The sequence below is a fragment of the Streptomyces sp. NPDC002669 genome (assembly GCF_042889165.1).
Classification (GTDB): domain Bacteria; phylum Actinomycetota; class Actinomycetes; order Streptomycetales; family Streptomycetaceae; genus Streptomyces.
This window is the reverse complement of record NZ_JBIAQQ010000011.1, coordinates 113481-134460: the sequence shown is the minus strand read 5'-3', so window position 1 is coordinate 134460 and position 20980 is coordinate 113481. Positions and strand designations below refer to the sequence as shown.

The following is a 20980-nucleotide window of genomic DNA, read 5'->3' as shown; positions in this document are numbered from 1 at the left end:
GGAAGCGGGAAAGCACCAGAACACGCGGGAGCCGGTCAGTCCTTCGGGGCGGGCCGGCTCCTGCCGTACAGCCAGGTGTCCCACAGCTCCGTCAGGTCCCGGCCCGTCGTCCGCTCCGCGTAGGCGGTGAAGTCGGCGGTCGAGGCATTGCCGTGCCGGTGGGTCCTCGTCCAGCCCCGCAGGAGCGCGAAGAAGCGTTCGTCGTCGGCCATCGTGCGCCGGAGCTCATGGACGACCATCGCCCCGCGCCCGTACACCGGGGCCTGCGAGATGTCCTTCGCGCCCGGTGGATCGGCGGGCGGGAAGGCCCAGTTGGCGTCGTCCTCGAAGGCGTCGTCGAACGAGTCCCGGATCGGGACGCCCTCCTTGTCGGCCGCCCACAGCCACTCCGCGTAGGTCGCGAAGCCCTCGTTGAGCCACATGTCCCGCCAGCTCCCGGGCGTGACGGAGTCCCCGAACCACTGGTGGGCCATCTCGTGGACCAGCAGCCCGGCGTCCGGCGGGCCGGGGAAGAACGGCCGGTCCTGGGTCTCCAGCGCGTAACCGGCGTCCCCGGGGCGGTCGACGATCGCGCCCGTGGCGGTGAAGGGGTAGGGGCCGAACCGTTCCGCCTCCCACTCCACGACCTCGGGGATCCGGGCGAGGATCCGCTCGCTCTCCTTCGCGACGGTCGTGTCGGCGGCGGTGAACACCTCGATGCCGTCCGCGGTCCTCGACGTCCGGGTGGTGTAGCGGCCGACGGCGACCGTGGCGAGGTAGCTCGCCATCGGTTCGGGGACGTGCCAGCGGTACGTGGTGGTGGTGCCCGAGGTGCGGCGGGAGACCGGTTCGCCGTTGGAGACGGCCGTCAGGCCCTCGGGGACGGTGACGGCGATGTCGTAAGCCGCCTTGTCGCTCGGGTGGTTGTTGCCGGGGAACCAGGTCATCGAGCCGGTCGGTTCGCCGAGCGCGACCGATCCGTCGGCGGTCCGCAGCCAGCCCTCCTGCGAGCCGTCGGGGTCGGTGAGGGTGCGCGGCGAACCGGAGTAGCGGACGACCGTGCGGAAGGTGCTGCCCTCGCGCAGCCGGTCCTCGACCTCGGCGGCGGGACGCAGCGTCAGCTCGTGGCCCGCCCGGCTGACGGCGGCCGGGCGGCCCTCGACGGTCGCGGAGTCCACGGTGAGCCCGGCGAGGTCGAGGTCGAAGGCGCTGAGGTCCTGGGTCGCGCGGGCGGTGATCGTGGCGGTGCCGCGCAGCCGGTGGGCGGCCGGGTCGACGTCCAGCACGAGGCCGTAGTGCGTGACGTCGTAGCCGCCGTTGCCGAGCTTCGGGAAGTACGGATCGCGCAGGCCGGCCGCGCCGGGCGTGCCCCGGACACCGCCGGTGTCGCCGGTGCAGGCGGCGGACGCCACCAGTACCAGCAGGGCGACGGCGGCGGCTCGGGCCGTACGGTGCACGGGCGTTCGCTGGTCCACACCGGCGATCCTAGGACGTTTCCGGCGAATGCCGCCCTGGGTGCGGCATTCGCCGGAGGGGTGCCGGGAAGGTCAGAGGACCGCGATTCCGAGCGGGCGGGCCGTCGCCGGCACCTCGTACGGCCGGCGTTCGCCCGTGAGGTCGACGACGGTGATGCCGTTCCCGTACCCGTCACGGGTGAAGCCCTGGGTGACGTACGCCGTGCGGCCGTCCCCGGACACCGCCACGTCCTCGTGCGGGCCGTCCAGCGGCACGACGCGCTCGGAGCCGTCGGGGGCGCGGACGGTCAGGGACGGGCCCCGGTCCTCGGAGAGGATCGGGCCGGTGCCGACGACGAGGAGGGTGCCGTCGGGGGCGAGCGTCGCCCCGTGCTGATGGGTGTCGGCCGTCATCCGCTCGACGGTGGACCTCCCGGTGCGCGGGTCGAGGACGACGAGCCGTTCCCCCTCGAAGGGCAGCAGCAGTCTGCCGTCGGCGGGGCGGACGACGGCGTAGTGCGGCTTCAGCCAGGAGCCGAGGCCGCCCTCGGTGCCGTACGGGGCGACCTCGAAGCGCCGCGCCCCGCGCGTTTCCGTGTCCACCGCCGTGACGTCGAAGGAGTCGTGGGCGGTGGCGTACACCTCGGCGCCGTCCGGCGAGACGTCCACGTCGAAGGGGCGGCGGCCCACCGGCACCGCGGCGGTGATCCTCCGGGTCGCGGTGTCGACGATCTCCAGCACGCCGTTGCGGCCGGGCACGTTGACGCCGACGTAGACGTGGCGGCCGCCGGGGGCCAGGGCGATGCCCATGCCGCCGCCCCGGTACTCGCCGGTGGTGGCGGGGCCGGTCTCCGTCCGGTACGGGATGCGGGTGAGACGGGTGCGGGTCGCGGTGTCCACGACGGCGACGCCCTCGGCGGTCGCCACCCAGGCCAGCCCGTCGTCGCCGACGACGAGGCCGTAGGGCGCGGTGCCGACTTGGACGGAGCCGAGCCGGTGCCGGTCGCGGCCCGGCCGCGGGTCGACGAACGTCACGGTGTCGCCGCCGAAGTCGGCGACCAGGAGAGTGCCGCGCGGGGTCGCCGCGGGCGTGGCCGGTGCCGGTCGCGGGGAGTCCGGCGCGCGGGACCCGGCGGCCGACGGGCCGGCCCCGGCGGACGGGCCGTCCGACGCCCCGGCCCCCGTACCGCTCGCGCAGCCCGCGAGCACCGCGGCCGCGGCGAGCGCCACCACCGCGCGACGCGTGCGCGCCCCGCGACGCGGGTTCACCGGGAGTCCCGTGCTCCTCGTACGGCGCGTGTTCACCGGGAGCCCCGCAGTCGGGCGGCGATCTCCGTGAAGCCGCGGCGTTCCGCGTGGGCCAGCGCGGTCGTCCCGTCGCCGTCCGGGAGGTCGACGTCCGCACCGGCCGCCAGCAGGAGTTCGACGATCTCCTGGTGGGCCCGGCCGCCGTCGCCGAGGATCACGGCCTCCAGCAGGGCGGTCCAGCCGAGCCGGTTCACGTGGTCGACGTCGATGTCCGTGGCCCGGAGCAGCTCCCGCACGTAGGGGGCGTGGCCGCGCTCGCTCGCCGGGATGAGCGCGATGCCGCCGAACCGGTTGCACAGCTTCAGGTCGGGGCCGGCCGGCAGGAGGGTGCGCAGCATCGGGACGCTGCCGGTGACCCCGGTCGCCAGCCAGGGGCTCTCCTCGCGCAGGTCCTGCGCGTCGGGGTCCGCGCCCGCCGTCACGAGCAGCCGGGCGGCCTCGACGTGGTCCCCGTGGACGGCGAGGAGCAGCGGGGTGCGCAGTTCCTCGTCGCGGCAGTCGACGCGGGCGCCGCCCTCGATCGCGGTCCGCACTCCGTCGGTGTCGCCGGTGCGCGCGGCGTCGAGCAGTTGTTGATCGAGGGCGTTCATGTGGTGACTCCTGTGGATCGGTCCGCCCGGCCGGCTCCGCCCCGCCGTTGCTGCGACGGGGCGGGGCGGCCGGGCGGCTCGTCTGCTGTGCCGGTCGTTACTTGGCGAGGGCGGCCACGCCGGCCCGGGCGAACTTCTCGTCCAGGTCGCCGGAGGGGGCGCCGGCGACGCCGATGCCCGCGATCGGGGCGCCGCCCGCCTGGACCGGGGCGCCGCCGCCGAGGAAGAGGGTGCCGGGGATGTCCTTCAGCGTCGGGGCGTTCTCCAGACGCTTGACCAGCTCGGAGGTGGCGGCGTTCCAGGAGACGGCGGTGTACGCCTTCTTCACGGCCGACTCGTAGGACTGCGGGCCGGCGCCGTCGCCGCGCAGGGTGACGACGGTGTTGCCGTTGCGGTCGACGACGGCGACCGAGACCCGCTGGTTCTCCTTCTCCGCGGCCTCCAGCGTCGCCCGCGCGGCCTTCGTCGCCGCCTCGATCGTCAGGTGCGTGCTCTGCATGAGGTTGCCGTCCGCGGCGTCGGCCGCGACGGCGGCGGGCGCGGCGGCCGGGGTGGCGGCACCGGCGGACACGGCACCGAACGTACCGGCACCGAGGGCGGCGACGAGGGCGGCACCGGTCAGGACACGGGTGCGGACGGACAGCTTCTTCACGGTGACTCCTACGACTACGGCTGCGACAGCGGCGGACGAGCCCGTTCGGCTCCGACATCCATGCTCCGGCCGCCCACGGCCCCGTTCCGTCGATGGACCGGCTCGATGCCGGGCGCGGGACGGCCGACGGTCCCATCAGCCGATCGGTTGATGCGAAGCCGCCCGTCCGGGGCGATCGTGGAGGTATCACGACCTGGGGAGCGAGAGGTACGAGGTGGAGCACCGACCCCGACCGGCACCCGGCGCGGACCGGCCGGACGACACCCCGGCCGGCCCGAACGCCACCCCGGCAGCCCCGGCCGACGCCCCGGCCGCACGGGACGCGGCCACGGCCCGGTCCCTGCCCACGGGCCACGAGGGCCGCTCCCCCGCGACCGACCGGCTGCTGTCCGCGGGCCGCGACCGGCGCGCCCCCGGTGGCCGGACGCCCGATCCGGACGCCCGGTGGCTCACGCTCCTGATGCACACCGCGTTCTTCCTGCTGCTCGGCGCCTCGCTCACCCGCTTCCTGCTGCGGCACCCCGGCGAGGCCCGCACGCCGTGGATCATCGCGCTCTCCGTCGCCCTGGCCGCGCTGTACGTGCTCGGGCCCGTGCTCGGCTCGCGGCCGACCCCGCGCTCCCTGGTGTGGCTGGGGGTGCTGGTCGCCGTGTGGATGGTGCTGGTGGTGCTCGCACCGAGCTTCGCGTGGTGCGCGGTGCCGCTCTTCTTCACCGGGCTGCGCATCCTCCCGCCGCGCGCCGCGCTCGCCCTGGTCTGTCTGCTCACCCTGTTCGTCGTCGCCGCGCAATTGCGGCTGGCCAAGGGCTTCGACCCGAACCTGGTGCTCGCCCCGCCCGCCGTGGCGGCCATCGCGACGGCGGTCTTCGTCCACATGCGACGGCAGGCCGCGCGCCAGCGCGAACTGTCCGAGCAGCAGCGCGAACTGATCACCGACCTGCTGCGCACCCGCCGCGAACTGGCCGCCACCGAACGCCGCGAGGGGACCCTCGCGGAACGCCAGCGGCTCTCCATGGAGATCCACGACACCCTCGCGCAGGGCCTGTCCAGCCAGCAGATGCTGCTCCAGGCCGCCGACCGCACCTGGGACACCGACCCGGCGACCGCCCGCCGCCACGTCCGCACGGCCACCACCATCGCGGAGAGCAACCTCGCCGAGGCCCGCCGCTTCGTCCACGACCTGGCCCCGGCCGACCTCGCGGAGGGCGGCGGCCTGGAGGCGGCCCTGCACGCCCTGGCCACCCGTGAGACCGCGCAGTCGCAGGGGCGGCTCACCGTCCACTGCCACGTGGAGGGGGAGGGCCACGCCGCGCTGCCCGACCGGGTGCAGTCCGCGCTCCTGCGCATCGCCCAGGGCGCGCTGGCCAACGTGAAGGAGCACGCGCACGCGACGGAGGCGGCACTGACCCTGACCCATCTCGACGACCGGGTCGTCCTGGACATCACCGACAACGGGCAGGGCTTCGTGCCCCCCGAGCACCCCGGCCCCGCCAGGGGCGTGCGCGGCCACGGACTGCCCGCGATCCGGGCCCGGCTGCACCAGCTCGGCGGCACGCTGACGATCGAATCGGCGCCGGGCGAGGGTACGGTGCTGTCCGCCGCCGTGCCGCTCACCCCGGCCACCGCACCGCCGACCGCCCCGGAGGACCTCGCATGACCGCGACGCCGCCCGTCCGCATTCTGCTCTGCGACGACCACGTCGTCGTACGCGCCGGTCTGCTCGCCCTCCTCGGCAGCGAACCGGACATCGAGGTCGTCGGCGAGGCCGGCAGCGGCGAGGAGGCCGTCGCCCTGGCCGCCAAGCTCACCCCGGACGTCGTCCTGATGGACCTTCAGCTCGGCGAGGGCATCGACGGCGTCGAGGCGACCCGCCGCATCGCCACCACCGGCGTCCACGTGCTGGTCCTCACCACGTACGACACGGACGCCGACATCACCCGCGCCATCGAGGCGGGCGCCACCGGCTACCTGCTGAAGGCCGAGCGCCCGGAGGAACTCTTCGCCGCGATCCGCTCGGCCGCCCAGGGCCGCACCACGCTCTCCCCGCCGGTGGCCAGCCGGGTCATGGCCCGGATGCGCAAGCCCCTGCCCACCCTCACCGGCCGGGAGCTCGACATCCTGGCCCAGCTCTCCCACGGCCTGGGCAACCGCGACATCGCCCGGGCCCTGTTCATCAGCGAGGCCACGGTCAAGACCCACCTGGGCCGGATCTACGACAAGCTCGGCGTCGACACCCGCGCGGGCGCCGTCGCCGTGGCGAAGGAACAGCGCCTGCTGCCGTAGCCCGGGGGCGAGGGACGGCTTCCGGGCGGGGCGGCCGGACGGCACCGGGGCAGGGGTGAAGCGCCCGTTTGCCGCGAGGGGCCGCCGTCAGCCCTCGTCGAGGAGCTCGTCGGTCGTCCTCACCGTGAACGCCCGGTCGACCCAGAGGTCGAGCGTCCGCAGGTCCCGGCACGAGCCGATCCGTTCCCGGACGGCGTCGCTCACGGCCACGCCCCGGCGGTCCAGCATCCGCAGCACGCTCAGGGAACGCTCCTTCGCGATGCCCTCTTCGCGGCCTTCCTCGCGGCCTTCTTCCCGTCCCTCGTTGCGGAAGCTCTCGGCGACGATGCCGCGGAAGTGGCTGAGGCTCGTGCTCATCAAATTCCTCTGAAAGATCCGATGCTGCGCTTCATGAGGTGAACCGACCATGCGCGAAAAGTTATGCATTCGGCATATGCCTGAGCCGGGTTTCCCCGACTGCTCACCCGATCGAGCGCACCGGTCGCCCCGGCGTTGACGGCCCGGCGGGCATGACACCATCGAGACGTGCTCGACATCGGCTACTCCCTCTCCCGGCGCTTCCCCGACCCGCCGCAGACCGACTACCGCCGCGCGGACGTCCACGCGCTGCGGCACGACCTGTTCTCCGGGGACGTCTACCTCGCGGACACCAAGGAGGACCGCGAGGTCTCCACGGCCTGGGGATGGGTGCCGGTGCTCGACTTCGCGTGGGCGCTGTGCGACATCGTCGAGCAGATCGACCGGGACCCGCGCGGCAACCGCTCGCACCGGCAGCAGTTCGCCGAGCTGGACTTCACCGAGTCGTCCGACCGGATGCTCTTCGAGCGCCGCTTCGGCTGGGTGGACATCGAGGCCGACTGGATGCCCGGCGACGAACCCCCGCTCACCTTCAGCCACTCGCTGCTGCGCCGCGAGGCCCGCGACTTCCTGCACGACCTGATCGCCGACCTCTCCGACATGCACGAGGGGCTCGCCGACAACCCCGTGATCTGGGACCTCCAGGCCCGCTTCCCCCGCGTCTGACCCCGCGGGCCCGCGCCCGTACGGATCCCGTGCCCGTACGGATGCCATGCCTGCGGCGGGCCCGCCCGGTCCGTGGTGGCTATGCCTCCACCCGCACCCCGATCTGCGCCGCGAAGGCGGGCGCCAGCTCCATCAGCTGGGCCGGGCTGATCACCGCGCCCGACAGCCGCTCCACCCCGCGCGCGATGTCCAGCTCCGCGACCGCCCGCAGGTCCACCGCCTCCATCCGCACGGAGCTGAAGTCGACCCGCTTCAGCACGCAGTCGCGGAACTCCACCCGCGTCAGCTGCGCGTCCCCGAAGTCCGGCTCGGAGAGCACACAGCCCTCGAACACCACGTCCTTGAGCCGGGCCCTCCGCAGATTCAGGTAGTCGATCTTCCCGCCGCGCACGAGCACCCGCTCCAGCACCGCGCCGTGCAGCTGCACCCCGCCCAGCCGCGCGTCCACCACCTCCACGTCGCGCAGCGACGCCCCCGCGAGGTCGGTGCCCACGCCCCGTACGCCCGTCAGCACCGAGTCGATGAACCGGGCCCTGGCCAGCTCCGTGCGGTCCAGCGCACAGCCGTCCAGCGCGCAGTCCATGAACCGGGCCCCGGGGCCCGCGCCGTCCGCGAGGTCCGTCCCGTCGAACCGCACCCCGTCGTAGTCGCCGTCCGGCTCCAGTCCCGCGCCGTCGTACGGGACGAGCGGCGGAAGCCGCACCTCCGGCCGTCGTGCCCTCGCGATGGTGTCCGTCTTCCTGCTGCTGCGTGCCATCCCCCCATCGTGACCCACGCCACTGACAGCGCCCCCTCCCCGATGTCACGAACCGCGCCCCGCGAACCGTCCAGGGATCGGCAGCACGCTCCAGCGAAGGAGAAGGAGACCGGGAGATGCAGCGCATCCACATCATCGGCGGCGGCCTCGCCGGGTTCACCGCGGCGATCACCGCGGCCGAGTCCGGCGTCCGGGTGACCCTCCACGAGGCCCACCACACCCCCGGCGGACGGGCCAGGACCGCCGAGGGCACGTACCTCACCAACGAGGGGCCGCACGCCCTCTACTGCCGCGGACCGCACTGGGCCTGGCTCGGACAGCGGGGGCTCCTCGGCGCCGTCGCCACCGTGCCGCCCCTGGAAGGCGCCAGGCTCCGGTTCCGCCTCGGGGGCGCCCTGCGCCGCGTCCCGCCGCTCGCCCTCCTCCGGCTGGCCCGCCGGGGCGCGAAGCACGCCCCCGTCGACGTCGACTTCCGCACCTGGGCGACCGGGCAGGCCGGTGCGGAGGCCGCCCGGGTGGCCTCGCACTACGCCGCCGTGGCGCTCTACCACCACGACCCCGGCGCGCTCTCCGCCGCGTTCGTCCAGGAGCGGCTGCACCGCGCCGCCGCGCTGCCGCCCGAGGCCCGCTACCCCGTGGGCGGCTGGGCCCAGGTCATCGACCGGATGGCGGCCCGCGCCTGGAACCTCGGCGTCCGGCTGGAGACGGCGTCCCGCGTCGACGCCTCCGGGCTCGCCGACCTGAGCCGGCAGGGTCCGGTGGTCGTCGCCACCTCCCTCGACTCGGCCCGCGGCCTGCTCGGTGACCCCTCGCTGGTCTGGGACAGCGGCAGGACCGCCCTGATCGACCTGGCCCTGCGCACCCGGCGCGGCGACGCGTTCGCCGTCTCCGACCTGGACGCCCCCGGCTGGATCGAGCGCTTCAGCGCCCAGGACCGCACCCTCGCGCCCGCCGGGCAGCAGCTCGTCCAGGGACAGTTCCCCCTCGCCCCGGACGAGCCCCGGTCCGTGGGCATCGCCCGGGCCGAGGAGGTCCTCGACCTCGGCTTCCCCGGCTGGCGGAAGCGCGTCGAGTGGCGGAGCGAGGCCACCTCGTCCGGCCGCACCGGCGCGGTCGACCGGCCCGGCACCACCTGGCGCGACCGGCCCGCCATCGACCGCGGCGACGGCATCTACCTCGCGGGCGACCAGGTCGCGGCGCCCGGCCTGCTCAGCGAGGTCTCGTTCAACAGCGGCATGGAGGCGGCCCTGCTCGCCATCGGGGCGACGGAGCCCCACTGCACCGGGCGCACCGGGCGTACCGCCACGGCGGGATAGCCCGGCTCCGGGGCGGCCCCTCGGAGGGGGGGCGGGCCGCCCCGGCTCACCGCCCGCCGAGTCCGGCCAGCGCCCCGTCCGTCAGCCGGTACACCGTCCACTCGTCCTGCGGCCGGGCGCCCAGCGACTCGTAGAACGCGATGGACGGGGCGTTCCAGTCCAGGACCGACCACTCCAGGCGCTGGTAGCCGCGCTCCACACAGATCCGGGCCAGCTCCGTCAGCAGCGCCTTCCCGTGCCCGCCGCCGCGCCGCTCCGGGCGTACGTACAGGTCCTCCAGGTAGATGCCGTGCACCCCGCGCCAGGTGGAGAAGTTCAGGAACCACAGCGCGAAGCCGACCGCCTCGCCGTCGTCGGCCTCGGCGATGTGCGCGTAGGCGGCGGGCCGTTCGCCGAACAGCGCCTCGTGCAGCTGCTCCTCGGTGGCCCTCGCCTCGTCCAGGGCCTTCTCGTATTCGGCCAGCTCACGGACCATGGCGTGGATGACGGGGACGTCGGCGGGGGTGGCGGTACGAATCATGGGGGCAGGGTAAACGGGAACGTCCGTTCCGGGCCGCCCCGTCCCGGGGGCCGGACCGGGTGACGGTCCCGGGGGCCGGACCGGGACGGGCCGGACCGGGGATCGGGTGGCGGTCGGACCGGCCGGGATGTCGCTCACGCGGACGGTCACGGGGCCGTGCGTCAATCGGTCATGACTCCGCGCAGCCCCGCCCCGCCCGCCCGGCGCCGCACCACCGCAGGCTCACGGCTCCGTACCGCCGGCCCGTGGCTCCGCGGTATCGGCTCGTGGATCCGCGGCGCGCCCGGCACCTACCTCTGGCTGGCCGCACTCTTCGTCACCACCGTCATCGTCCACCGGATGTCGCCGGACTTCGAGGAGGACTTCCTGCGCGAGCGCTCGACCAACCTCGACGGGCTCTCCCAGGACCCCGTGCGCGTCCTGATCGCCAGCGCCTTCTGGATCGACGGCGGGCGCTGGCTCCCCTGGGCCGCCCTGTACACCGTCTTCCACGCCCCCGCCGAACGCCGGCTCGGCACCCCGCGCTGGCTCGCCGTCGTCGTCCTGTCCCACGTCCTCGCCACCCTCGTCAGCGAGGGCGTCCTGGCCTGGGCGATCCGGCACGGGCACGTGCCGCAGTCCGCCGCCGGCACCCTCGACGTCGGGGTCAGCTACGCGCTCGCGGGCGTCGTCGGCGTCCTCACGTACCTGGTTCCGCCGCTCTGGCGCCGCGTGTACCTCTTCGCCGTCCTCGTCGTCTACGGCATCCCCCTCGCCACCACCCACGGTTTCACCGACGTCGGCCACTTCACCGCCGTGCTCGTCGGCCTCGCCTGCCGACCGCTGGTGCCGCACCGGACCGGGACGAAAACCCCCTCGGCGCAGTAACGTCCCGCCCGGAGAGCACACACCCTTCACGCCGCGGCGTCACACCGGACGGCGTCACACCGGACAAACCAGGGGCAACATGAGCACCGGCAGCACCGCCAACGGCGGCATATCGTTCTGGTACGCGGACCAGGGCACTCCCCCCGCCCGGGAGCCCCTGCCCGGCGACACCACCGCCGACGTCTGCATCGTCGGCGGCGGATACACCGGCCTGTGGACCGCCTACTACCTCAAGAAGGCCGTCCCCTTCCTCAACATCACCGTCCTGGAAGCCAAGTTCTGCGGATACGGCGCCTCCGGACGCAACGGCGGCTGGCTCTACAACGGCATCGCGGGCCGCGACCGCTATGCGAAGCTCCACGGCCACGAGGCCGCCGTCCGCCTCCAGCGGGCGATGAACGAGACCGTCGACGAGGTCGTGCGGGTGGCCGCCGAGGAGGACATCGACGCCGACATCCACCGCGGCGGAGTCCTCGAAGTCGCCTACACACCCGCCCAGTTGGCCAGGCTCAAGGACTTCCACTCCGTGGAGATCGCCTTCGGCGAGACGGACCGCGTGCTGCGCGGCGCCCGCGAGACCTGCGAACGCGTCAACGTCACCGGGGCCGTCGGCTCCACCTGGACCCCGCACGGCGCCCGGCTGCACCCGGTCAAGCTCGTCAAGGGCCTCGCCGCGACCGTCGAGGCGCTCGGCGTGACCATCCACGAGTCGACGCCCGTCACGGAGATCGCGCCCAAGCACGCGCACACCCCGTACGGCACCGTCCGCGCCCCGTACGTCCTGCGCTGCACCGAGGGCTTCACCGCGAGCCTCAAGGGCCAGCGGCGCACCTGGCTCCCCATGAACTCCTCGATGATCGTGACCGAGCCGCTGCCCCGGTCGGTCTGGGACACCATCGGCTGGGACGGCCGCGAGACCCTCGGCGACATGGCGCACGCCTACATGTACGCCCAGCGCACCGCGGACGACCGGATCGCGCTCGGCGGCCGGGGCGTCCCGTACCGCTTCGGCTCGGCCACCGACAACGACGGCCGCACCCGGCCCGCGACCGTCGAGGCCCTGCGCGAGATCCTCGTCCGGTTCTTCCCCACCACCGCGGGCGCCCGCATCGACCACGCCTGGTCGGGCGTGCTCGGCGTGCCCCGCGACTGGTGCGCCACCGTCACCCTCGACCGCTCCACCGGCCTCGGCTGGGCGGGCGGGTACGTCGGCTCCGGCGTCGCCACCACCAATCTCGCCGCCCGCACCCTGCGCGACCTGATCCAGCAGGACTCCGGCCAGAGCGGCCCCACCGAACTGACCGAACTGCCCTGGGTCGGCCACAAGGTCCGTCGCTGGGAGCCGGAACCCTTCCGCTGGATCGGCGTCCACGGCATGTACGCCGCCTACCGCGCCGCCGACCGCCGCGAACTCGCCTCGCCGCGGGCCGGCACGGACCCGGTCGCCAAGGTCGCGGACCGGCTGGCCGGGCGGCACTGACCGGAACGACGGACGGGCCCCCGCCACCGGGTGGTGGCGGGGGCCCGCGATCCGTGCGACCGGCCCGGTACGGGGCGCGTCACTTCACGTGGCAGAGGTCCTTGCCGTGGCACGGCTTCGGCTCGGGCTTGCAGTGCTCGCCGCCCTTGTCGTGCTTGCCGGGCTTGCCCGGCTTGCCCGGCTTACCGGGCTTGTCGGGGCACGGCTTCGGCTTGCAGTGCTTGCCCTCGCACGGCTTCTTCCCGACGATGATGCGGGCCCGGTCCTGGTTCGACCGGACGTTCCCGTTCTCGGCCGTGGCCACCGCGGTGTTGATCACCTCGCCGCGCTCGGCGTCGGCGGCCGTGACCGTGTAGGTGCCGGTGCAGGTGGTGGAGGCCCCCGGGGCCAGCGTCGTCGCCCGGCAGGTCACGCCCGGGACCCGGTCGTCGGTGACGGAGACCCCCGTCAGCTCCTGGGAACCGGTGTTGGTGACGGTGTACGTGTACGTCACCTCGTCGCCGGGCCGGTACACGCGCGAGTCGTCCACCGTCTTCGCCAGGCTCAGCCCCGGCTCGGTCCCGGCCCGCAGGGTGACCTCGTCGGGCTCCGACACCACCTCGGTGGAGCCGGACCGCCCGTGCGCGGCGGCCACGTTGATGACCGTTCCCCGCTCGGCGTCCGCCTCGGTGACGGTGTAGGTGCCGGTGCAGGTGGTGGAGGCCCCCGGGGCCAGCGCCATGGCCTCGCACCTCACGCCCGGCACGAGATCGTCGGTGACGCCGATGCCGGTCAGCGTCGCGTTGCCGGTGTTGGTGACGGTGTAGGTGTACGTCACCTCGTCGCCGGGACGGTACACCCGGCTGTCGTCGGCCGACTTCTCCAGCCGCAGCCCCAGTTCGGAGGCGACCAGCACGGTCACCTCGTCGGGCTCCGACTTCACGTTCTCGCCCCCGGACCGCCCGTGCGCGGTGGCGACGTTGGTGACCGATCCGCGCTCGGCGTCGGCGTCGGTGACCGTGTAGGTGCCGGTGCAGGTGGTGCTGTCACCGGGCTGCCCGGCCGGGGCGAGCGTGTACTCCTCGCAGGTCACGTCCGTCGTCACCCGGTCGTCGACGATCGAGAGGTCCGTCAGCTGCTCGGGACCGGTGTTGGTGACGGTGTAGGTGTACTTCACCTCGTCGCCGGCCTCGTACACGCGGCTGTCGTCGGCCGACTTCTCCAGCCGGACGCCGGGCCCGGCCCGGGTCTCCAGGGTGACGTCGTCCGGCGGCGATTCGATCGGATCGCCCCCGGACAGCCCGTGCGCGACGGCGGTGTTGGTGAGCGAACCGGCCTCGCCGTCCGTCCGGGTGACGGTGTAATCGCCGGTGCAGGTCATCGTCTCGCCCACGGCGAGCGTGCTCTTCGGGCAGACGACGGGGGTGACCCGGTCGTCGGTCACGTGCACGTTCGTCAGCGGGACGTTGCCGCTGTTGGTCACCACGTACTCGTAGGGCACCACGGTGCCCGGCGTCACCGGGGTCGGCAGCGGCGGTTCCTGGGAGACCTGCTTGACCAGGTTCAACCGGGGCAGCTCGGCGGCCGGGTGGACGCTGAGGTTGCGGATGAGGTGGACGTCGGTGAACAGCCCGGTCGACGCGGCGAAGCCGAACTTGTAGGTCGAGGGCACCGGTTGGGGCGCCGGGGTGGACAGCACCTGCTGCGTCCCGTTGCCGTCGTGGAAGTCGATCGAGACCGTGATCACCGGGTTCGGTGCCGGGGAGATCTCGACGGTCACCGTACGGCGCGAGGGCTCCAGCAGCGCCTCGGCCTCCTCCGGCGTGGCGTCCGCCGGGATCGAGGTGGTCGGTCCCTGCAACTGCCCCGGCAGCGTGGAGGGCCAGGGCCCGGTCGTCGAGAAGTTGCTGGTCGTCGCATCGAGGAAGCAGTAGCCCTCGGTGCCGTCGCCCGGGCCGCGCAGCGTCACCATGTTCGCGCCGGGCGCCGGGATCCGGAAGGACGTACCGGCCGGGGAGCGGGTGGCGCAGCCGTTGCCGCGATGCTCCCAGTCGCCGAAGTAGTTGCCGAGGACGTCCAGGCCGACGCCCACGTAGCCGCGGTTGACGCCGGGCAGGAAGGTCTCGCCCGGGTCGTCGTTCGGAAGCTTCTGGGCGTAGCCGAGGCTGCCGCCGAAGGCCCCGGGCGAGGTCAGCGACGCGGCGCCGTCGATGAGGAAGAACGAGATGCCGTCGGCCGGAGGGTTGGTCGTCCCCCCGTACTGCCACTGGTCGAAGGTCGTGACCAGGCCCTGGTTCGCCGGGAGCGCGTGGTTGTAGAGCACCGCGGCGGACTGGTCGTTGGACGCGTCGGTCAGCCGGAGGTAGCCGTGCGGCGCGGCGTCGTTCGGCGGGACGGGACCGGTCGCACCGGCCGGACAGCCGGTGAGCGGGTGGGTGCCGGGGCCGGGTGCCGGGGCCTCGGGCGCACCGGTCAGACAGGCGGGCCCGAACGCCTCGAACCCCGCGTTCGCGTCGGCCCCGGTGAACGTCTCGTCCACCAGCGGTACGCCCGCGGGCTGTGCGGCGGCCGTCTGGGCCGGCAGCCCCAGCCCGGTGGCCAGCAGTGCCAGCACTCCCAGCCCGCCCGCGGCCAACCGCCCCAGCCGGCCCTGTCCACGCCCTCGCACCCGACTCCTGGTCGGCGCACCGAAATGTCTCAGCCTCATGCCGGGCAAGGTAGGGATCCGGCCCGGCCGCCGGGCCCGACACACACCGTAATCGCCGCCCGCCCACCGTCCGGCGTACGCATCCGGATGACGGCCGATACGAGGGATGGGCCGAACGGCCCGACCGCCCCCGCACCGTGCCGTCCGCCCTCTCCTCACCGCTGCCCCGGCGCCCCTCCGGGCGGCCCTTCCCGCCGGGCCGGTGGCGCGACCCCGCCCCGGCAACTGAACAAATGTTCAGTACTCGCGCACATTGACAGGGGCCTCCCGCACTCCAAATACTGACTGCTCATTCAGTAAGGAGTCCGTGCAGTGCCTGGAGAAAACCCGTCCGAACCGCCCGCGGCGACCCGCGCCCGGCCCCCGCGGAACGACCTCACCGGCGGGGAGGCCCTGGTGCGGGCGCTCGCCGCGCACGACGTGAGCCTGGCGTTCGGCATCCCCGGCACCCACAACCTGGAGATCTACCGGCACCTGGCCGCCCACGGCATCGACCACGTCAACCCCCGCCACGAACAGGGCGCGGGCTACGCCGCCGACGCCTGGGCCCGGGTCACCGGCCGGCCCGGCGTGGCGATCACCACCACCGGCCCGGCCCTGCTGAACATCGCGGCCGCCGTCGGCCAGGCGTACTCCGACAGCGTCCCGCTGCTCGTCGTCTCGCCCGGCATGCCGCTGCGCCACCCCCGCCGGTCGACCGGGCTGCTGCACGAGACGCACGGCCGGGCCGAAGTGCTGCGGGACGTCGCGGCCGTCAGCCACCGGGTGTCCTCGGTCGAGGAGATCGGGGCGGCGGTCGCCCACGCCTTCACCCTCTTCCGCACCCGGCGCCCCCGGCCCGTGCACATCGAGATCCCACTGGACCTGCTCACCGCCGTGGAACCGGCCGGACCGGTGCGGACCGCTCCGCCCCTCTCCCCCGCGACGGCGGACCCGCAGGCACTCGCGGCGGCGGCCGGAGCGCTGCGCGCGGCCGTCCGGCCCGGGATCGTGCTCGGCGGCGGGGCGCGCGGGGCCGCCGCCGAGTGCCTGCGGCTGGCCGAGGAACTGGGCGCGCCCGTGGTGACCTCGGCCAACGGCAAGGGGATCGTCGCGGAGACCCATCCGCTGTCGCTCGGCGTCTCCCTGCACAGCCCGGCCGTGCGCCGTTGGCTCGCGGAGTGCGACGCGGTGCTCGCCGTCGGCACCGAACTCGCCGAGTCCGACCTGTGGGAGCCGCTGCCCGCACTCGGCGGCACCCTCGTCCGGGCCGACATCGACCCGGCGCAGATGTACGCGGAACCGCCCGCCGGCATCCCCCTGGTCGGCGACGCCCGCCCCACCCTGCGCGCACTCCTCGCCGCCCTGCCCGAAACCGGCCCCGCACGCCCGGGGACCGACGGCGCACGCCCGGGGGCCGTTGCCGCTTCCCCGGCCACCGCAGCGCACCGGGCCGTCGCCGCGCTGCGGGACGAGCGGAACGCCGAGTCCCGCGGCCGGGACGCGCACCTGCTGCCGTACCTGGCGGCGATCGGATCGGTGCTCCCCGCGCGCACGGTGCTCACCTCCGACAGCGCCCAGTGCTGCTACTACGGCGCGCTCCCGCACCTGCCGATCGCCCCCGAGGGCCGCTATCTGCACCCGACGGGCTTCGGCACGCTCGGCTACGCGCTGCCCGCCGCCCTCGGCGCCAAGGCCGCCGACCCCACCCGCCCGGTCGTCGCGCTGAGCGGCGACGGGGGCCTCCAGTTCTCCGTGCAGGAACTGGCCACCGCCGTGCAGTTGGGATTCCCGCTGCCCGTCGTGGTCTTCGACAACGGCGGCTACGGCGAGATCCGCGACGAGATGGTGTCCCGCGGCGACCGCCCCGTCGCGGTGGACCTGCCGCGGGTCGACCTGCCCGCCCTGGCCCGCGCCTACGGCGGCCACGGCACCCGCGCCGACTCGCCCGAGGCGCTCGCCGAGGCCCTGCGCCGGGCCCTGGCCACCCCGGGCCCCACCCTCATCACCGTCCCCCAGGAGCTCCCGCGATGACCACCTCCCCGACCGCCGTGCCGTCCTCCCCGGCCACCCCGCTGATCTCCCTCACCTGGACCGACGAGGAGACCGGCCACCAGGGGCACCTGGTCATCGACCGGCTGGTGCGCGGCGTCTCCAGCGGTGGCCTGCGGATGCGCGCCGGCTGCACGCTGGAGGAGGTCACCGGCCTGGCCCGGGGCATGACGATGAAGGAGGTGCTGCACTACGACCCGCGAAACCGCTACATACCGCTGGGCGGCGCCAAGGGCGGCATCGACTGCGACCCGCGCGACCCCGCCGCCTACGGCGTCCTCGTCCGCTACCTGCGCGCCGTGCGCCCCTACGTCGAGCAGTTCTGGACCACCGGCGAGGACCTCGGGCTCACCCAGGACCTGGTGGACCGGGCCGCCGCCGAGGCCGGACTGAACTCCTCCATCCAGGCCGTGTACCCGCTGCTCGACGACGAGGAGGCCGCCCGGCGGCGCCTCGCCGACGCCTTCGCCATCGACGTGGACGGCATCGGCCTGGACGAACTGGTGGGCGGCTGCGGCGTCGCCGAGTCGGTGCTCACCGCGCTGGACCGGGCCGGCGTCGCCCACCGGGGCACCCGCGTCGCGGTGCAGGGCTTCGGCACGATGGGCGGCGCCACCGCCCGCTTCCTGCACCGGGCCGGGCTGCGCGTCGTCGCCGTCGCCGACATCAAGGGCACCGTCGCCAACCCCGCGGGGCTGGACGTCGAGGCGCTGCTCGCCGCCCGCGACGGCCACGGCTCGGTGGACCGTACGGCGCTCCGCCCCGAGGACCGCGAACTGCCGGCCGACGCCTGGCTGACGACCGGGGCCGAGGTGCTGGTACCGGCCGCCGTCTCGTACGCCATCGACACCACCAACCAGGCCCGGATCACCGCCCGTTGGATCGTCGAGGCCGCCAACATGCCGGTGCTCCCGGAGGCGGAGGCGCTGCTCGCCGCCCGCGGCATCACCGTCCTGCCGGACGTCGTCGTCAACTCCGGCACCAACGCCTGGTGGTGGTGGACGCTCTTCGGGGACATCGGCGCCGACGCCGACGAGGCGTTCGACCGCACCCGCCGGTCGATGCGCACCCTGGTCGATCTGGTGCTGACCCGTGCCGAGGCCGAGCACCGCACCCCCCGGGCCGCCGCGCACGCCCTGGCCGCCGACCGGCTCCCGGTCGTCGCGGAACGCTTCGGATCGTTCCGCCGACCGGCCCTCTGACCATCCGGCCCACCGTCCCGCCGCATTCTCGAATTGTTTCCGTCGACTTCCCGCCGGTTTACCACTGGCTTTCCGTCGACTTCCCGCCGGTTTCCCGCCCCGGCGCACGCCCGGGCGCACAGCCGAATAAAAACCCCGCGCGCCCGCCGGATTCCCCCGCCCCGGAACAGAGAACCCGAAAAGGCTTGCGGGGAATCGGCTTTCGATTCCCCGCAAGCCCCGGCCGGGATTCGGCGAGCACCCTCACCAGGAATCCCCCGGATCTCCGGGAACACCGGATACCTCGACCCGTCCGAACGGTTCACACGGCCCGGACGGCCCGCACGGTTCTCACTTGACGAGCCGGATGGAGTTGTACGGGGTGTAGTCGTAGTCGGCGTACGTGTCGGCCTTCTGGTACCCGCCGCAGTTGTTGCCCGCCGCGTCGTAGCAGTTGCGGGCGGTGGCGCCGCCGGTCTGGTGGTTGTAGATCCGCTTGATGCCGTACTGGTTGTAGATCTTGTGGGCGCCGTAGGAGTAGAAGATGTAGGTGGGCTTGTCGTTGGCCCAGCTGCCGTTCGGGTAGAGGCAGACGGCCCCGGACGGGCAGCCGTGGATCGTGGCCGCCGCCCCCGCCTCCGCCGCCGCGGCGCTCCCGCCGAGCGTCAGCACCGAGCCGGCGGCGAGCACGGCGGCGGCCGCGACGGCCCTGGTGATCGCGTTCCGGACCTTGCGCATATGCGATTCCCCCTTTTCCCCGATGCCGCGGCCCGTTCGAGAACCGCGGATCGCCTGTTTCCGACGCTCATTCCCGAGCTCCCCACATAATGGAAGCGACGGTCGCCGGGGGGCGAACGATTTGCACCACGGGGAAAACAGTTCGGAGCACCGATCGGGGGGCCGATGGAACTGCGCATCCACTTCACGGCGGACGACCTGGCACGGACCACGGTGGCCACCCGGCCGGACGACATGTGGGAATTGGTCAACAGCCTCCACATTCTCCAGTCCCCGCGACCGCCGTCGGAGTACGGACCGTGGCTGCGCCACGTCCGGGCCCGGTTCGCCGAACGGGACCTGCGGTCCCTCGTCCGTTACGTGACCGCTCTCGTCCCGTACCGAGGGTCCTTCCCCGACTTCCTCACCCCGCCGGGCGCGGACGGTTTCGACGCCTCGCTCGACCTCATCCGCGCCACCCCGGCCGCCCGGCTCCGCGACGAACTCGCCGTCCACTTCGGCCACCGCACCCCGCCCCCGTGGGCCCGCCCGCTCGCCGACGGCGACCGCCGTGCCCGGCAGGAACTCCAGGACGCCCTCACCACGTACCACCGCGAGCTGCTCGCGCCCCAACTCCCCCTGATCGGCGAGGCATTCCACCTCGAACGCGCACAGCACAGCCGGGACATCCTGGCGGGCGGTGTCGAACGCCTCCTGCACACCCTGCCGCCGTCGGTCCGCTGGCGCTCCCCGACCCTGGTCGCCGACTACCCGCGCGACCGCGACCTGTACCTGCGCGGCCGGGGCATCACGCTGATCCCCTCGTTCTTCTGCACCAAGTGCCCGGTGACGCTCATCGATCCGGACCTTCCCCCCGTGCTGGTCTACCCCGTCACCGGCCGCCCCCTGCCGGGCACGGGGCCCGACGGCCTGACCGACCTGCTGGGACGGACCCGCGCCCTGATCCTCCAGGCGCTGACCCCGCCCTGCTCGACCGGCGAACTGGCCGCCCGCACCGGTGTGTCCATCGGCACCGCGAGCAAACACGCCTCGGTGCTGCGCCGGGCGGGCCTCGTCACCAGCACCCGGAGGGGCTGCATGGTGCTGCACGCCCTGACCCCTCTCGGCCGCGCCCTGGCCCGCCCCCACCGCACGCGCCTCGCCCCCGACGGGGACCGTCCCCGCTGACCGCCGGCCGCGGCGCCGGAACCCGGTGCGGTCAGCGGGAGTTCGCCCCCGGTACGCGGACCCCGGCGGCCCGGAGCCCGGCCTCGACGAGCGCGGCCAGCCGGGCCGTGGCCGGTGCCTCGTCCTCGCCGTGGCGGGCGACCATCTCGTACCGGGTCGCGGCCTCGGTACGGGCCTGGAGCCCGGTCACGATCTTGAGCCGCTCGTGGTCGGCCAGGTAGTACTCGGTCAGGTCGGTGGCGAGTTCGGCGATGCGGGGGTCGTCGGGCTCCCAGTTCACGGATTCGGCGGCGCGTCTGCTCAGGGCGACGAACCGGGCGTCCCGCAGGGCGTGTTCGACATGGCCGAGGTGTTCGTCGAAGCCCTCGGGGACCAGGGCCCTGGCGAGCACCAGCCCCTCCCGGGCGGCCGCCACCTCGTCCTCGGTGAAGCCGAGGCCGGGCATCCGCTCCAGCAGCGCCACGGCACGGTCGGGCAGCAGCGCCCGGTTGCCGTCGGCGAGCCGGTGCAGCGTGTCGCGCCGGGCGGTCAACTCCTCGATGCGTTCGGTTAGTTGCCGCTCCACGTCGACGAGTGCGGCGGCGAGGTCCGCGGCGTCGGCGTCGACCAGGGGCCCGGTCTCGGCCAGCGGAACCCCGGCGGCGGCCAGTGTGCGGACCTGCACCAGCCGCAGCAGGTCGGCCGACCCGTACCGCCGGTAGCCGGAGCCGTCGCGTTCGGGCTCCTCCACCAGACCGAGCTTGTGGTAGTGCCGCACCGTCTTCACCGTGACACCGACGAACGCCGCCGCCTGCCCGATCGTGACACCGTTGTTCATCCGCCGAAGCCTGCCTCGCGCTCGGGCCCGGCCACCGGTGCGCGCACCGGGTCCGGGCAGGGGGACGGGCCACGCCGGGCCCGGCGCGACTCCGGACCGCTTACTACCCGATGCCGGGCCGGAAGGGAACG

General features: G+C 74.1%; 19 protein-coding genes. 9 read left to right on the top strand and 10 right to left on the bottom strand.

The features are described 5' to 3' along the window. Nucleotides 1-35: 35 nt before the first annotated feature. From ACFYW1_RS18735 to ACFYW1_RS18720, 4 genes are all read right to left on the bottom strand, one after another. The gene (locus ACFYW1_RS18735; protein ID WP_388993742.1) at nucleotides 36-1454 is read right to left on the bottom strand and encodes a M1 family metallopeptidase; all 1419 of its coding nucleotides are present in this window, start codon (nucleotides 1452-1454) and stop codon (nucleotides 36-38) included. 72 nt (nucleotides 1455-1526) lie between these two features. Further along, nucleotides 1527-2702, bottom strand: a complete 1176-nt coding sequence (locus ACFYW1_RS18730) for a hypothetical protein (protein ID WP_388993739.1) — start codon at nucleotides 2700-2702, stop codon at nucleotides 1527-1529. Nucleotides 2703-2734: 32 nt separating this feature from the next. Further along, nucleotides 2735-3331 (bottom strand): ankyrin repeat domain-containing protein, encoded by a 597-nt coding sequence (locus ACFYW1_RS18725; RefSeq protein WP_388993736.1) that lies wholly within the window; start codon nucleotides 3329-3331, stop codon nucleotides 2735-2737. Nucleotides 3332-3428: 97 nt separating this feature from the next. After that, the gene (locus ACFYW1_RS18720) at nucleotides 3429-3983 is read right to left on the bottom strand and encodes a heme-binding protein (RefSeq protein WP_388993733.1); all 555 of its coding nucleotides are present in this window, start codon (nucleotides 3981-3983) and stop codon (nucleotides 3429-3431) included. Between the two features lie 382 nt (nucleotides 3984-4365). Here ACFYW1_RS18720 and ACFYW1_RS18715 point away from each other — a divergent pair, with 382 nt between their 5' ends. Next, complete coding sequence (locus ACFYW1_RS18715) at nucleotides 4366-5640, top strand: sensor histidine kinase (RefSeq protein WP_388994001.1); 1275 nt, start codon at nucleotides 4366-4368, stop codon at nucleotides 5638-5640. Next, a complete protein-coding gene (locus tag ACFYW1_RS18710) occupies nucleotides 5637-6266 on the top strand; it encodes a response regulator (protein WP_388993730.1) in 630 nt (209 codons plus the stop codon). Before ACFYW1_RS18715 ends, ACFYW1_RS18710 begins: the two co-directional genes overlap by 4 nt. An 87-nt stretch (nucleotides 6267-6353) precedes the next feature. Here ACFYW1_RS18710 and ACFYW1_RS18705 read toward each other — a convergent pair whose 3' ends face one another. After that, the gene (locus tag ACFYW1_RS18705; RefSeq protein WP_388993727.1) at nucleotides 6354-6623 is read right to left on the bottom strand and encodes a hypothetical protein; all 270 of its coding nucleotides are present in this window, start codon (nucleotides 6621-6623) and stop codon (nucleotides 6354-6356) included. A 168-nt stretch (nucleotides 6624-6791) separates the two neighbouring features. Between ACFYW1_RS18705 and ACFYW1_RS18700 the strand changes: the two genes are divergently transcribed. Beyond that, the gene (locus ACFYW1_RS18700; RefSeq protein ID WP_356930576.1) at nucleotides 6792-7289 is read left to right on the top strand and encodes a hypothetical protein; all 498 of its coding nucleotides are present in this window, start codon (nucleotides 6792-6794) and stop codon (nucleotides 7287-7289) included. Nucleotides 7290-7368: 79 nt separating this feature from the next. Here the strand turns inward: ACFYW1_RS18700 and ACFYW1_RS18695 are convergent, their stop codons facing one another. Further along, nucleotides 7369-8046 (bottom strand): pentapeptide repeat-containing protein, encoded by a 678-nt coding sequence (locus tag ACFYW1_RS18695; protein ID WP_388993723.1) that lies wholly within the window; start codon nucleotides 8044-8046, stop codon nucleotides 7369-7371. Between the two features lie 116 nt (nucleotides 8047-8162). Here ACFYW1_RS18695 and ACFYW1_RS18690 point away from each other — a divergent pair, with 116 nt between their 5' ends. Continuing rightward, a complete protein-coding gene (locus ACFYW1_RS18690; protein ID WP_388993720.1) occupies nucleotides 8163-9362 on the top strand; it encodes an NAD(P)-binding protein in 1200 nt (399 codons plus the stop codon). Nucleotides 9363-9408: 46 nt separating this feature from the next. Here ACFYW1_RS18690 and ACFYW1_RS18685 read toward each other — a convergent pair whose 3' ends face one another. Next, a complete protein-coding gene (locus ACFYW1_RS18685; protein WP_356930579.1) occupies nucleotides 9409-9882 on the bottom strand; it encodes a GNAT family N-acetyltransferase in 474 nt (157 codons plus the stop codon). Nucleotides 9883-10053: 171 nt separating this feature from the next. Here ACFYW1_RS18685 and ACFYW1_RS18680 point away from each other — a divergent pair, with 171 nt between their 5' ends. Both ACFYW1_RS18680 and ACFYW1_RS18675 read left to right on the top strand, forming a co-directional pair. Then, the gene (locus ACFYW1_RS18680; RefSeq protein ID WP_388993715.1) at nucleotides 10054-10749 is read left to right on the top strand and encodes a rhomboid-like protein; all 696 of its coding nucleotides are present in this window, start codon (nucleotides 10054-10056) and stop codon (nucleotides 10747-10749) included. Nucleotides 10750-10828: 79 nt separating this feature from the next. After that, the gene (locus ACFYW1_RS18675) at nucleotides 10829-12229 is read left to right on the top strand and encodes an NAD(P)/FAD-dependent oxidoreductase (RefSeq protein WP_388993712.1); all 1401 of its coding nucleotides are present in this window, start codon (nucleotides 10829-10831) and stop codon (nucleotides 12227-12229) included. A 79-nt stretch (nucleotides 12230-12308) separates the two neighbouring features. Here ACFYW1_RS18675 and ACFYW1_RS18670 read toward each other — a convergent pair whose 3' ends face one another. Beyond that, nucleotides 12309-14915, bottom strand: a complete 2607-nt coding sequence (locus ACFYW1_RS18670) for a hypothetical protein (protein WP_388993709.1) — start codon at nucleotides 14913-14915, stop codon at nucleotides 12309-12311. A 312-nt stretch (nucleotides 14916-15227) separates the two neighbouring features. On the opposite strand from ACFYW1_RS18670, the gene ACFYW1_RS18665 reads away from it, so the two are divergent. Together ACFYW1_RS18665 and ACFYW1_RS18660 are read left to right on the top strand one after the other, a co-directional pair. Next, a complete protein-coding gene (locus ACFYW1_RS18665; protein ID WP_388993706.1) occupies nucleotides 15228-16928 on the top strand; it encodes a thiamine pyrophosphate-binding protein in 1701 nt (566 codons plus the stop codon). Next, nucleotides 16925-18148, top strand: a complete 1224-nt coding sequence (locus ACFYW1_RS18660) for a Glu/Leu/Phe/Val dehydrogenase dimerization domain-containing protein (RefSeq protein ID WP_388993702.1) — start codon at nucleotides 16925-16927, stop codon at nucleotides 18146-18148. The genes ACFYW1_RS18665 and ACFYW1_RS18660 overlap by 4 nt, the downstream gene beginning before the upstream one ends. Nucleotides 18149-18478: 330 nt before the next feature. On the opposite strand, the gene ACFYW1_RS18655 is transcribed toward ACFYW1_RS18660, so the two are convergent. Further along, nucleotides 18479-18865 carry a hypothetical protein gene (locus ACFYW1_RS18655; RefSeq protein WP_388993699.1) on the bottom strand — a complete coding sequence of 129 codons (387 nt, stop codon included), beginning with the start codon at nucleotides 18863-18865 and terminating at the stop codon, nucleotides 18479-18481. Nucleotides 18866-19030: 165 nt separating this feature from the next. On the opposite strand from ACFYW1_RS18655, the gene ACFYW1_RS18650 reads away from it, so the two are divergent. After that, the gene (locus ACFYW1_RS18650; protein WP_388993696.1) at nucleotides 19031-20032 is read left to right on the top strand and encodes a helix-turn-helix domain-containing protein; all 1002 of its coding nucleotides are present in this window, start codon (nucleotides 19031-19033) and stop codon (nucleotides 20030-20032) included. A 31-nt stretch (nucleotides 20033-20063) separates the two neighbouring features. On the opposite strand, the gene ACFYW1_RS18645 is transcribed toward ACFYW1_RS18650, so the two are convergent. Then, nucleotides 20064-20849 carry a MerR family transcriptional regulator gene (locus ACFYW1_RS18645; RefSeq protein ID WP_388993693.1) on the bottom strand — a complete coding sequence of 262 codons (786 nt, stop codon included), beginning with the start codon at nucleotides 20847-20849 and terminating at the stop codon, nucleotides 20064-20066. Between the last annotated feature and the right edge of the window lie 131 nt (nucleotides 20850-20980).